Annotated in this window: 15 protein-coding genes; 6 read left to right on the top strand and 9 right to left on the bottom strand. The window is 46.0% G+C overall.

Features of this window, described 5'->3' with window-relative positions; all coding sequences use genetic code 11:
* Positions 1-49: 49 nt before the first annotated feature.
* Entirely contained in the window at positions 50-835 is a 786-nt protein-coding gene (gene motA / locus KNQ02_RS10145; protein ID WP_088838159.1) for a flagellar motor stator protein MotA, read from the top strand.
* Positions 810-1583, top strand: coding sequence for a flagellar motor protein MotB (gene motB, locus KNQ02_RS10150; protein WP_088838160.1), 774 nt, complete (start codon positions 810-812; stop codon positions 1581-1583). Before motA ends, motB begins: the two co-directional genes overlap by 26 nt.
* 593 nt (positions 1584-2176) lie before the next feature.
* Here the strand turns inward: motB and KNQ02_RS10155 are convergent.
* The 6 genes from KNQ02_RS10155 to KNQ02_RS10180 form a co-directional block, all read right to left on the bottom strand.
* On the bottom strand, positions 2177-2710 hold the full coding sequence (locus KNQ02_RS10155) for a DUF420 domain-containing protein (RefSeq protein WP_088838161.1): 534 nt from the start codon (positions 2708-2710) through the stop codon (positions 2177-2179).
* A 3-nt stretch (positions 2711-2713) separates the two neighbouring features.
* Positions 2714-4141: a dihydrolipoyl dehydrogenase family protein gene (locus KNQ02_RS10160; RefSeq protein ID WP_029332004.1), complete on the bottom strand. Its 1428-nt coding sequence runs from the start codon at positions 4139-4141 to the stop codon at positions 2714-2716.
* The gene (locus KNQ02_RS10165) at positions 4138-4518 is read right to left on the bottom strand and encodes a DUF1499 domain-containing protein (RefSeq protein ID WP_088838162.1); all 381 of its coding nucleotides are present in this window, start codon (positions 4516-4518) and stop codon (positions 4138-4140) included. The genes KNQ02_RS10160 and KNQ02_RS10165 overlap by 4 nt, the downstream gene beginning before the upstream one ends.
* 99 nt (positions 4519-4617) lie before the next feature.
* The gene (locus KNQ02_RS10170) at positions 4618-6003 is read right to left on the bottom strand and encodes a sensor histidine kinase (protein WP_214766385.1); all 1386 of its coding nucleotides are present in this window, start codon (positions 6001-6003) and stop codon (positions 4618-4620) included.
* The gene (locus KNQ02_RS10175) at positions 6000-6692 is read right to left on the bottom strand and encodes a response regulator transcription factor (protein WP_088838164.1); all 693 of its coding nucleotides are present in this window, start codon (positions 6690-6692) and stop codon (positions 6000-6002) included. The genes KNQ02_RS10170 and KNQ02_RS10175 overlap by 4 nt, the downstream gene beginning before the upstream one ends.
* Before the next feature lie 23 nt (positions 6693-6715).
* Positions 6716-7978 (bottom strand): hypothetical protein, encoded by a 1263-nt coding sequence (locus KNQ02_RS10180; protein WP_214808378.1) that lies wholly within the window; start codon positions 7976-7978, stop codon positions 6716-6718.
* Between the two features lie 126 nt (positions 7979-8104).
* Between KNQ02_RS10180 and KNQ02_RS10185 the strand changes: the two genes are divergently transcribed.
* A complete protein-coding gene (locus tag KNQ02_RS10185) occupies positions 8105-8911 on the top strand; it encodes a Cof-type HAD-IIB family hydrolase (RefSeq protein WP_214808382.1) in 807 nt (268 codons plus the stop codon).
* Between the two features lie 156 nt (positions 8912-9067).
* Here KNQ02_RS10185 and KNQ02_RS10190 read toward each other — a convergent pair whose 3' ends face one another.
* Positions 9068-9727: a uracil-DNA glycosylase gene (locus KNQ02_RS10190; protein ID WP_088838167.1), complete on the bottom strand. Its 660-nt coding sequence runs from the start codon at positions 9725-9727 to the stop codon at positions 9068-9070.
* Positions 9728-9808: 81 nt separating this feature from the next.
* Here KNQ02_RS10190 and KNQ02_RS10195 point away from each other — a divergent pair, with 81 nt between their 5' ends.
* Positions 9809-10531 (top strand): WecB/TagA/CpsF family glycosyltransferase, encoded by a 723-nt coding sequence (locus KNQ02_RS10195; RefSeq protein ID WP_088838168.1) that lies wholly within the window; start codon positions 9809-9811, stop codon positions 10529-10531.
* Positions 10532-10580: 49 nt separating this feature from the next.
* Here the strand turns inward: KNQ02_RS10195 and KNQ02_RS10200 are convergent, their stop codons facing one another.
* Positions 10581-11213: an NAD(P)H-dependent oxidoreductase gene (locus KNQ02_RS10200; RefSeq protein ID WP_214808385.1), complete on the bottom strand. Its 633-nt coding sequence runs from the start codon at positions 11211-11213 to the stop codon at positions 10581-10583.
* Between the two features lie 171 nt (positions 11214-11384).
* Positions 11385-11843, bottom strand: a complete 459-nt coding sequence (locus KNQ02_RS10205; RefSeq protein WP_088838529.1) for a MarR family winged helix-turn-helix transcriptional regulator — start codon at positions 11841-11843, stop codon at positions 11385-11387.
* Positions 11844-12013: 170 nt separating this feature from the next.
* Between KNQ02_RS10205 and KNQ02_RS10210 the strand changes: the two genes are divergently transcribed.
* Entirely contained in the window at positions 12014-12268 is a 255-nt protein-coding gene (locus KNQ02_RS10210) for a hypothetical protein (RefSeq protein ID WP_088838169.1), read from the top strand.
* An 18-nt stretch (positions 12269-12286) separates the two neighbouring features.
* A complete protein-coding gene (locus KNQ02_RS10215; protein ID WP_214808388.1) occupies positions 12287-13258 on the top strand; it encodes a LacI family DNA-binding transcriptional regulator in 972 nt (323 codons plus the stop codon).
* The last annotated feature ends 36 nt before the right edge of the window (positions 13259-13294 follow it).

Here is a 13294-nt window from a genome sequence, read left to right on the forward strand (position 1 = left end):
TTTTTCGTTCACGACCCTAACAACATGTGGAAAGGTGGCACAATTAACAATGGATATCGTGTCGATAATCGGTATTATTCTTGGACTCATCACGCTCGTCGGAGGAATGATTCTAAAAGGTGCTCCTCCAATCGCCTTACTGAACCCTGCGGCACTCGTCATCATCTTCGCAGGTACAGCAGCAGCCATCATGATTTCCTTCCCGAAGGAACGGCTCAAATTGATTCCAGCCCTGTTCAAAGTCATCTTCTTCGAACAAAATTTAATGACCAAACAAAATCTCATGCTTCAATTTTTGACACTATCGACGCAAGCGCGTAAAGAAGGTCTCTTATCGCTCGAAACAGCGATTGAAGAAGTCGACAACGCGTTCATGAAACGTGGTGTCATGATGGTCATCGATGGTCAACCTTCTGAATATGTGGAAGATGTCATGACACGCGACCTCGAAAACATGACAGAACGCCATCATGCGAACGCGAACATTTTCACACAAGCTGGTACATATGCTCCGACCCTCGGTGTTTTAGGGGCCGTCATCGGTCTAGTCGCCGCCCTATCCGATCTGTCGGATATCGAGAAGCTCGGACACGCAATCTCGGGTGCCTTCATCGCCACATTATTCGGGATTTTCACCGGCTATGTTTTATGGTTTCCATTCGCGACGAAACTCAAACAAAAATCAGCAAATGAAATTCAACTCTATGAAATGATCATTGAAGGAATTCTTTCGATTCAAAACGGGGAATCTCCAAAAAACTTGGAGGATAAGCTACTCGTGTATCTGACGCCGAAGGAGCGTGAAACTTATGAAGCGGAAAAAGAAGCCGCATGATGAACACATCTCGGAAGGTTGGCTGATTCCGTATGCCGATCTTTTGACTCTGTTACTTGCGCTTTTCATCGTCCTTTTTGCTTCGAGTAACGTCGATGCCGTCAAACTAAAAGCGATGTCTCAATCATTCAGTTCCGTCTTCAACGGTGGCTCCGGCATGATTACCAATAGCTCGCTCGCGACTTCACAAGAAGAAGAGGACGAAAAAAAGACGGATGCTCGGACGAAAGCACAAAGTTTTGAAATCTCAGAGCTCGAAAAAATTAAAGCCCAAGCGTCCGACTATATCAAAAAAGAAAAGCTCGAAAAAGATATTAAAGTCGAAATCACGAATGAAGGTCTCGTCTTCACGATTCGAGATCGCGCTCTATTTTCTCCTGCGCAAGCTGAAGTCAAAGGCGAAGCCATCCAAATTGCTCAAGGGATGAGTAACTTACTCGTCAAATCTGGACAACGTCAAATTCAAGTGTCTGGTCATACAGATAACATCCCCATTCGTACGGCACAATACCCGTCGAACTGGGAACTCAGTACGGAACGCGCCATCAGTTTCATGCGTGCGTTGCAAAAAAATCCAAAGTTAGAACCAAAACGGTTCACCGTCACCGGATACGGCGAATACCAACCCATCGCTTCGAATCAAACAGAAAGTGGACGGAGTCAAAATCGGCGCGTCGAAGTCCTCGTCCGTCCGTTACTTGATATCAAAGCAGCGAATTTGCTAGATGAAACAACGGTCAAACCGTAAGAAACAACTAATTTCGAAGATGAAGATATACACGAAGGGATTGCCATCTAACATCGATGCGCAATCCCTTTAGACTGTAAAAACCTTTTTATGAAGCGTGAACATGCTGCAGGGTCGCGACCGATTGCTTTTCGCGGTTCTAAAACGATTCGAGACGGATTACGCTCTAAATCGTCTGCATGCCCGGTTTGCCGTCACGGTATTACCTAAAGAGCGTCACGTTTCGTTGACTCCTACGGGAAAAAGTGCGTTGAAAACGCACTTTCAGAGGCAGGCAAGACCCTACTCGTTGTCCGCTAGGATCAAGGAGCAATGGCTTGCGCCTCGCCCGAGGAAAGCAACGAAAAAAGACGCTTAATGTCACGATAGCACGTTGTCTACAGTCTAAAGGGATTGCCATCTAACATTGATGAGCAATCCCTTTAGACTGTAAAAACCTTTTTATGAAGCGTGAACATGCTGCAGGAATAATGTCAATTTTCTCGCCTTGTCTTCAAAGAAGCAATTCACATTGCACTAAGTGAGGAACAAAAAAAGTGAGTCCCAAACACAGACAAGCTGCGTGAAGACCCACTTAACTCGAACATTCATTTTTAGTAATATGGACGAATCATGATGTAGACGATGACACCCGTCAGACTGACATACAGCCAGAGCGGCATCGTAAAACGTGTCCATTTTTTATGTTTCTCGAAATTTTGATTGAGCGCATGTGCGAGCGACATCAAGACGAGCGGCACGATAACCGCTGCCAAAATGATATGCGAAATCAAAATAAAGAAATAGACCGGGCGAACGAATCCTTCGCCGCCAAACTTCGTCGACTCACTCACGGCGTGATACGTCACGTAAGAAACTAAAAAGAGTGTCGTCGTCGTCATGGCACCACCGATGAAACGACGGTGATTGATCCGGTTTCCACGACGAATCGAAATCCATGCTCCAAGTAGGAGCATGAACGTAAAACTGTTAAAAATCGCATTGAAAAACGGTAACAACGTCCAATCAAAGCCATCACTCACCTGAAGCGGTGGCGCGAAAAAAAGTAAGGCGACAAGTAAGTTGATGACGAGCGTCAAAATAATGACGACCGGCACAAAATTACGCCGTTTAGCAGGTTCTTGCATGAATCATTCTCCTTGTTTCCAGTCAAAGTATCGTTTCAACCATTTCGGCAATGGACCATCAAAGAGACGCTCACGCCAGTAAAGATCAGCCGCACGTTGCACAGCCGCACCACGAATCGGATACGGGTGGACGACACGTGACAATTGACCGACTTTATCTTTACGAGCCATCGCATAAACGACTTCTTGCATCCACTCGCCAGCTTGCTCCCCAATCGCATGAGCACCAATTAGTTTACCACGTTTGTTCGCAATCAATTTGACGCGACCTTCTGTCCGACCATTGATGACGAAACGATCGACTTCATCGAGGCCTGTTTGATAAACCTTGATTTCGTCATATTTTTCGCGTGCTTCTTCTTCGGTCAATCCAAGATGGAACAGCTCAGGCGTCGTGAATGTGACCCACGGGACGGCACGGTAATCGGGCTTCGTCCGTAAACCGAACAAGGCGTTCGTAACGACCGTCTTACCTTCAAGACCCGCGACGTGTGTGAATGGTAACGATTGAATCGTATCACCGACAGCAAAGATGTGCCGTTGACTCGTCCGAAGTGATGCGTCGACTTGCACGTACCCTTTTTGCACATCAACACCGGCGCGATCGAGGCGTAAGGCTTCAATCCGCGGTTTACGTCCGACAGCGACGAGTACGGCATCCGTTTCGATGACACGTGATTCTCCATCCGTTTCGACCGTGACTTCAATCCCACCTGACGCTTTTCGAACTTGCGTCACCGTCGTGTTCAGATGCAACACAAGCTCTTGCTCAATTTGGCGTTGCAAGACTTCAACCATGCCTTTATCTTCTTTCGGCATCAGTGATTTTGCACCTTCAATGACCGTCACTTCTGTTCCAAGATGCGCGTAGGCTTGCGACAGCTCCATCCCGATTGCGCCGCCCCCGATGACGAGCAGACGTTCTGGACGCTCCGTCTGTTCAAAAATCGTTTCGTTCGTCAAATACGGAACCGTATCAAGACCATCGATTGGCGGAATGATTGGTTGCGAGCCTGTCGAGATTGCAAATTTTTCCCCGACAACAAGTTGTCCTGCTACCTCGACTTCGTTTGCACTGAGGAAACTCGCTTCACCGATATAGACATCTACGCCTAAGTCTTCGAACCGTTTTGTTCCGTCATGTGATTGAATGATGTTTCGTGCCCGGTCGACGCTCGCTTTCGTTTTCGAGTAGACCGCGTCACCATTTAATGTGACATTATATTTTTCAGCAGTCTGCTTCATGACATAGACATCGTGTGCTGCTTCAATCAACGCTTTTGACGGGACACACCCGTAGTGTAAACAATCTCCACCGAGATGCGTATGACGTTCAATCAAAGCGACGTGCGCACCAAGACTTGCAGCACCAGCTGCAATAGTCATGCCTGCTGCTCCACCACCGATAACAACGAGTTGATAACTTTTCATTGTGACTCCTCCTTCTGATAACGGTTAACGATATCTTCCATCCGCTTTCGATTGACGCCCCAGTCGGAGTAACCGACGCGTGAGGCAGACCGGAAATGAACAAGATGAGTCGACTGATCAAAATAAAATTCGACATCATCCTTAAAGTGGAAAAACTTACTCGAGAAGACAGCATGGATATAGTCTGGTGTTTCTTTCACGATTTTAACTCGATCGAGACTTTGCAAAATCCGCATGACTTGGAATTTCGAATCTTTCATCGTACCTTTGAACGGTAATGGGTCCATCTTTAACGCTTGTTGATCCGTTTGTGTCGATACTGCGTTCGGTTTTCCATTTAGCAGACTTAATGCTCCATTTGAGACGCCAAGTGCCATGTCTGATTCCTCCGTTTCATTTCTTGAAAAAAAATAAATACTATTCCCATTTTACTTTACCAGTTCGATTTCGAAAGCGCTTCTCATTCGACTCCCCTGTTATGCTTTCGTCACTGGAAGCAAGATTGTCGCGATAGCACCACCTTCTGGTTGATTATCGATAAATAGTTTTCCTTCATGTGCTTCAACGAGTTCACGGCAAATCGATAGACCCAGCCCGGTCCCACCTTTTCCTTTTTGGACTTGATAAAATTTCTCCGTGACATGACGTAAATGTTCTTTCGGGATTCCTGGTCCTTCGTCACTAAAGGATAAAAAGAGCACACGTTCTGAACGGACGAGACGGATTGTAATTTCGCCACCTACGGGCGAAAAACGAATCGCATTATCTAAGAGGTTCAAGAAGACTTGTTTCAGTCGATTCTCGTCGTAGAGACCGATGACTTGTGCTGGTAACTTCCGCACGATAGTGACTTCTTTTTCTTCGACCTTTTGACGCAGTTGAGCCGTGACGGCTTCGATGATTTCCGTCAAGTTGACTTCCTGACGGTATAAGACGAGGCGACTCGTCTCAAGCTTCGAAAAGTCGAGTAACTGTTCAACGAGTGAAATCAGTCGTTCCGTCTCCGAGTGGATGATGCCCATACCGAGCGAGGCTTCTTCCGGTAGACGCTCTTTCTCTGCGAGCAATGTTTCACTCCATCCTTTGATTGAAGTCAGCGGTGTCCGTAACTCATGTGATATCCCAGAAATAAATTCATCTTTCAACGTTTCTTGTTGCTTGATCTGTTGTCCCATGTAGTTGATCGTCCGCGCGAGTTCTCCCAGTTCGAACGTATAGGCCTCATTCACTTTAACGTCGTAATGTTGCTTTGCAATTTGATCTGACGCCCCGATGACTTCTTGAATCGGTCGGACGATGGAGGAGACGAGTCGGGAAGAATAAATATAGGCGAGCCCCCAAATGAGGATTCCGAGCAAAAGGATTGCTAAACAAATCTCCATAACCCGTTGATCGATTTGATTGAGTGACGTCGTATAGCGTAACGCCCCTGTCGTCTGTCCGAAAGAGACGACGGGTTCTGTCACTTCAAGCAGATGTTCATCCGTTGCAACATCATCATAACGCTTCGTTATTGTTTCCCCAGCTTGGAGTTGTGTAATCTCTTCGTTCACTAATTTTCGTTTTGAGATGAAGCCAGTCGACGAATAGCGGGGGACGCCCTTCGCATCCAGCACCTCAATCTCAGCATCTTCATACGCATAGGAATCGAGGACGTCATGAATCGTCGCATCTGAATCCATGTAGTCATATGCCAAGCCACTATTTGCGAATAGGACAGCGCTCGCATTCGCATGCCGCTTCAAGACGTCTGTCGCCGTCACATAATAATAGTTATAGGTCACAAACGATAAAATCCCGATGACGAGCAGAACGGTCACCGTAATAATCGTCATGAACCGCATCAATATCTGTCGTTTCATTTTTCGTTACGCCACTTGTAGCCATGCCCCCACAACGTTTCGATAAACTGTGGTTCAGCCGGGTTTTCTTCAATTTTTTGACGAAGACGACGAATGTTGACATCGACGGTTTTTCGATCGCCGAAATAGTTTTCTCCCCAGACGGCATCAAGCAATTCATCCCGTGACATGACTTGATCTTCATTTTTAATGAAATGACAAAGTAAATCGTACTCTGTCGGCGTCACTTCGACATCGACGCCTCCTTTTTGGACACGCTTCGCGCCAAGATCAATCCGGAATGGTCCTGAAATCAGCTCGCGTGGTTGCTTCCGACGACGTAACGTTTCGACGCGTCGTAACAACGATTGAATCCGAGCCAGTAATTCGGCCGGGCTAAACGGCTTCGCGATGTAATCGTCCGCCCCGACACTGAGCCCCATGACTTTGTCTTCCTCACGTGTCCGCGCTGTCAACATGATGATCCCGACGACTTCATCTTGCGCCCGTGCTTGCTCGCATACAGCAAATCCATCGACTTCAGGCATCATGATATCGAGTAACATAATATCGAATGTCTCTTGTTTAAATTGTTCTAACGCTTCTCGTCCATTTTCCGCTTCACTCACTTCATACCCTGCCCGTTTTAAATTAATGACGATGAAACTTCGAATCGCGTGTTCATCCTCAGCCACTAATATTTTTGTCATGTTCGCTTCCTCCTACTTCGACTCTATTCGACGAGCGTTACGTTCGCTGCGTACTCTTCATATGATTTTGTGACATTCACGACATAAACGTAGTCAATGCCTTCTTTGATTTTCTTTTTTTGCGGACTGGCAATGTACTGATTTTTCGGAATCACTTCGATTTCGAAATCGATTCCGTTCGTCTCCTGATTGATGAAGCGGATCCGATTATCTTTTTTATCAATCGTCTCTCGCGTCGCCCAGCGCGCCGGGAAGCGCATGACGAAATTGTATTCTAAATCGATGTATTGTTCTTCTCGGAGTTCAAATCCCGATTCGAGAAAAGGCGACACGTCCAAGCCGTTCCATGTGTAATAGGCCGTGATACGCGGTTTATCCTCACCAATCGGACCACTGCTGTTTTTTGGTGTGTACTGGTGTGCAAACTCTACGATTCCATCTTTATCAACGTCTTTCGGATACGTATACATCGGTTCGATGATTTCTGCTTGATCGCCGAATGTATGCTGCACAAGCCGACCTTCGTCCAGTTGAAACAGCGCCACATGCATCGCGGCATCACGTGTAAAAGAAATGAGCAATCCTCTTTTTTTAGACACATCAATCGAATCAACTTCAAACAAATCATGATCCGCGAACAAGTCACCCTCTTTTGTCGTCAAAGACATCGCCTGGCGATCAGATGGATTTAACACATCCTTGTAGTACATCACTTTTGCCGGTCGCCCTTTTTTCAAAAGAAGCATATCTTGTTGCTGATCTTGATTTAAGTCAGCAATCGTGACTCGATCGTATGTATCTACCTTCGTAATGTCTGCCGTTGGTTGAAGGAGATTTTTTAAGAGATAAACCGTGTTCGTCTCAAGGTTCGATATACCAATCACTAATTGATTAGACGTTTTCATCGGATTCAACACAACATGCAGTTGGTCGATTGCCTTTCCTTCTGCAATCGGTCGTCGTACCTTTAATGACCAACTCTCTTGTTTACGCTCGTGAACCAATAAATGAATTTGGAAGTCTCCGTTCACTTCAGTCCGATAAAAGGTGACCGCTTCTTGATGACCGTCCTGATTCAGGTCGATCAATTCATATAACCGTGATATCGACTGGTTTCGGGGGGCGATGATTTCTGCTCGTTCCGGGAGGTCGTGCTCAATTTTTTCCTTTAATGCAGTCTCCCATTTCGGTAGGGCCGGATGCTGTAGTAAGGTCGCAGGGTGCGGCAGGCTCAGGCCACATCCTGCTAAATATAGGGTCGATAAAATAATGGCAACATATCTCATAGTGGTTGAATCCTTTCCATTCGTGCTCTAATCAAACTGTATCATACTCTTCCTAAGGAGAGTATATTGTCGAATAGGAGGCAACTTGATACGATAGAACAGATAATTGAAAGGGGCTTACACTGAATGGCTTACGAAATGATTGTGCTCGATCTTGATGATACATTGTTGACGAGCGACCATACGATTTCCAAAAAAACGAAACAGGCACTACTCGACGTACAACGTCGCGGAAAAAAAGTCGTCCTCGCGAGCGGACGACCTACTTATGCGATGACTGATTTAGCGAAGGAACTTGAACTTGAACGTTACGGAAGTTTCATCCTTAGTTTCAACGGTGCATCCATCATCAACTGTCAGACAAACGAATCACTGTTTTCGAGTACACTCAGCCCGGAAACGGTTCATGGGCTTTACGATTTAAGTCGTCGTGAAGGCATCTATATCCATACGTACGTCGGTCACGAAATTTTTACGGAGACACCGAACGAGTATACGACGCTTGAAGGTCAATTGACGGGGATGGACGTCATCACGGTACCGAACTTTAAAGCTTCCGTAACAGAGCCGGTCGTAAAATGTCTGATGCTTGCTGAAGAACAACGCTTAGCGGAAGTCGAACAACAACTCCAAGTCGAACTTGCGGGTCAACTCGCAGTCGCACGTTCTAAACCTTTCTTCCTTGAGTTCACAGAAGCTGGTGTGACGAAAGGTACGAGTTTGGAACTTCTCGCTCGTCACCTCGGTATTAAACAAGCAGACGTCATCGCCTGCGGGGACGGCAACAACGACTTATCGATGATTGAATGGGCAGGCCTCGGTGTTGCGATGGCAAATGCTGCCGATACCGTCAAAGAGCGCGCTCAGCATATGACGGCTTCAAACGATGAAGACGGCATCGCACTCGTCATCGAACAATTCATGATGGATTGAGTTTTCAGATGACGATGTGATAACTACAAAAAAGCCGAATGCCTTCCCGCACTCAAAAGGGGGAAATCATTCGGCTTTTTTAGTGAACCTCCTACCCAAAACAGAATTCCCTGTTCGTTTATCAACCGTCTAATCCTGGTTAGGATATTTTCCGTTTCATGAGATACACCAATCAATCGGTTGGCGCCCTTGTTCTTCAAGCCACTGATTGACACGCGAATAAGGCCGACTCCCAAAAAAACCACGGTTCGCCGATAACGGACTCGGATGGACCGACTCCACTATCAGATGACGCGAGGTATCAATTAATACTTTCTTACTTTTTGCATGATTTCCCCAAAGAATAAACGCAATCGGTTCCTCCTGTGCACTGAGTACTTCGATTACTCGGTCAGTAAAGGGCTCCCAGCCCTTTTTAGCATGAGATCCAGCCTTCCCATCTTCGACCGTCAACGATGTATTCAAGAGGAACACCCCTTGATCCGACCACTTTTCGAGATTTCCGGTCGTTGGTTGCGTGCATCCTAAATCGGTTACAAGTTCTTTATACATGTTTCGTAACGACGGTGGAATCTTGACCCCGTCGTTCACGGAAAAGCTTAATCCGTTCGCTTGATTAGGTCCATGATAAGGATCCTGTCCTAAAATGACGCATCGAACGGCTGACGGTGCGACCGCATCAAACGCATGAAAAATCCGATCCTTCTCCGGATAAACTGTTGTCTCTTGATAGGCCGATTGAACGAACGACCAAAGTTGTTGAAAATATTCTTTTTCTTTTTCTTCTTTTAAAATTGTTTGCCAAGCAGGATGCATACAACTTCACTCCTTTTTCGGTCTTAGGACCCTGTTTGTTTAGATGGGTTCTGCTATGATGGAAAATGAGGTGGATTAACAATGATTCAAACAACAGAACTATTCGGGTTACCGTTCGTCAATGCCACACCATCGACATGGTATACCCATATTAAAACAGTCTTACACGACAATGAAAAAGCTTTTCTTGTGACGGCAAATCCTGAGCTCGTTCTCCGCTCTTTACGTGATCCGGAATACAACGTCATCTTGAAAAAAGCGACTTTCATCACACCAGACGGCATCGGTGTGACTGCCGCCAGTAAACGTCTAGGCAACCCGTTGCAGGCGACGCTTCCTGGAATTGAAACGGCACGGGAATTGTTGCGAACGGCTGACAATTTACACAAACGTGTCTTCTTACTCGGAGGTCGACCGGAAGTCATGAAATCGTTGATTAAACAATTATCGATCCGTTTTCCGAATATCCAGTTCGTCGGGACATTTCATGGATTCGGTAAGGATCAGGAAGCTGCCGACGCCATTCGCTCTGCACAGGCTGATTTAATCCTTGTCGCGCTCGGAGCACCCAAGCAGGAGCAATGGATTGCTTCCGTTTATGATCTCGTCGATCGCGGCATCTTCATCGGGGTCGGTGGTGCCTTCGATGTTTGGTCCGGTCATAGCAAACGAGCCCCTAAAGTGTTCCGCAAACTAAAACTAGAATGGCTTTACCGTATTTCGACACACCCTCGCGGTTTCGAGAAACTGAAGGACCTCGTTTTGTTTGCATTGCTTGTTCTACGTAAAAAATCACACATCTAATCAAAAAAATCCCTTCGTCCAGTCATTCGGACGAAGGGATTTTTTTAACTTACGCGTTGACCGTTGAGAACGCACGACCTATTTCTTTCGCTTTTGCGATTGCTTCTTCTTTGATTTCTTCTGCTTTTTCTGGGTTCATCGCCATACCTTCGATGAAGAGCGCGTCGTATTCAGTCACACCTGTGAATGCGAGTGCTTGACGGAGATAATCGTCACCGAAGTTCAAACCAGAACCTGTGTAAACGCCGCCTGTTGCTTGGATGTGGAGTGCTTTTTTACCTTCCATCAATCCTTTTGGACCTTCAGCTGTGTAGGCAAATGTTTTTCCAGCAAGAAGAACGCTGTCGATGTACATTTTGAGACGTGCCGGGAATGAGAAGTTCCACATTGGTGTAACGAAAACATATTCGTCAGCTGCCATGAACTGCTCGAGGTGTTTCGTCATTGTCCCGACTTTAGCGATTTCGACTTCTGAAAGCTCTTCACCTGTCGCGAATTTGCCCCATGCACTTAATACGTCTGTATCGATTTCTTGGACGTCTTCGCTGTAGAGGTTAAGTACTTCTACTTCTGCATTCGGGTTTGCTGCTTTATAGCTTTCAAGGAACGCTTCACCTGTTTGAAGGCTGAACGAATGTTCCGTAGATTTTGGGTTTACAGTTACATAAAGTAATTTAGTCATTTTTATTTCCCCTTTTTATTTAAAGTAATTTATGTAACTAAACATACCAACATCATTTTCATTTGTCAATTCGTTTGATTTCAAAGTATTAACTCTATGAAAAGACAAACAAAAAAGATGAAATCTCACCTTTCGGTGACATTCCATCTAGATTGAATGGATCGGCTGGCATTACGCTTTTTCAGAATGCGTATAATTATCTGCCCGGTACCCGACTCGTTTAAGTTGATCAATCAATTGTTCTTTTTCGCTAACCGTCAAGTCGCTGAATAAGTCCATCAAAAATGCTTCATGTTTCGGGAACGTTTCTTCCATCAACGCTTGACCTGCCTCAGTCAACGTACCGAATGTGACGCGACGGTCTGTCGGGCAAGATTTGCGTGCTAGTAGTCCACGATTTTCAAGTTTATCTACTACGTAAGTGACACTTCCACTCGTCAATAAAATCTTGTCGCCGATTTGCTGGAGCGGTGTATCGCCTTTATGATACAACAACTCAAGCACACCAAATTCTGAAGGATTCAATTGATGGGTCTTGATGTCTGCTTTTACTTGTTCCGTCACAGCATGCATCGTTCGCGATAAGACTACGAGCAATTTTAGTGCTAGTTTCGAATCTGTCGCTTCCATTTTACGTTCGCCCCTCTTTATCTTGATTCGCAAATAATCATAGTCCTCTTTTTTACATTGGTCAATTGCGGTCAAAATCCTCATGCCTTCTTCCTCTTGAAATTGTTCTTGCCGTGGAACGCGTTCCATAGTCTATCGTCATGGTATACACTACTAAGGAGGTCTTCTATATGTCGCTTCATACACGACTAAAACGTCTCTACAAATGGAACGTCGCCTTCGAACTTGCGATTGAGCAGCTCGGGACGCCAACCGGTTATTACCTTTGCAAACATACCTTGATTGAACAATATCCCCATTTAACACCGGCTGAAAAAATGAAGCTTCTCGAAAGAATTACGGAGCAAATCGAACGCTCTGATTCGTCGTCCGGACCGATCACGAAGCAACACTGGATTCAACTCGAACAACAACTATCTAGCTAAGGATAGGAGGGATTTTGAATGACGAACATTCGTGACTTGGCTCACGAAGCAAACGTTTCCGTGACGACGGTTTCACGCGTCCTCAACGATCATCCTTATGTCGCTGAAGAAAAACGGCGTGCCGTCAAAGAAGCCATTTTAAAGCTCGGCTACATCAGAAATCAGACAGCTGTCCATCTCTCGACTGGACGGACGAAAACGATTGGCGTCATGTTACCGTTCGTCGACCATCCCTATCATGCCGCGATTCTTCAAGGAATCGCTAAAAGTGCCTTCGAGGACGCCTATCGCTTTTTAACGTGGCAAACGAACTATTTCGAAGAACATGAACGAACTGTTTTACGCGCGCTTGCGCAACGTGAAGTCGATGGCTTAATCATCGTCTCACACAGTCTTGCCGTCTCTGAAATTCTTTCGTACGAACAATACGGTCCAATTGTCTTTTGCGAGTTGCATGAATATGTCTCATCCGTCTATATCAATCATTACACTGCGTTTTGTAAAGGCTTGACGGCACTCCAGCAACTCGGTCACCACCAGATCGGTATTTGCCTTGGACGGGCTGATAGTACGAATAGCCGCGCCCGCAAGCAAGCCTATCACGACCTCGTCGAACCTAATTCGAATGATTGGGTGTATGAGCAAACGTTGACGATTGAAGATGGTACCCGCGTCGCCGAACATTGGCTCAGTCAGAAACAGCGCCCTTCCGCTATCATGACGACGAGTGACCACGTCGCTGCCGGACTGATCATCGCGCTCAGAAAACGAGGGTACCGTATCCCGGAGGACCTATCTGTTATCGGGTTCGATGGCAGTGACCTCGCAGAAGTGCTCGATTTGACAACTATCGCGATTCCTTATGGGTTAATTGGTCAACAAGCTTTTTCGCTCGTAACGCGTGATGTCGCAAAACAACCGTTACAAATCGAAATCCCGGCAACCCTTCGGATGGGGAATACTGCGGCACAGCTTCCCTTTGCTGATTGAGAATGAGAACTAAAACACCCGCTTCTTGTCTCGCAC

The organism is Exiguobacterium sp. s102, assembly GCF_018618635.1.
Classification (GTDB): Bacteria; Bacillota; Bacilli; order Exiguobacteriales; family Exiguobacteriaceae; genus Exiguobacterium_A; species Exiguobacterium_A oxidotolerans.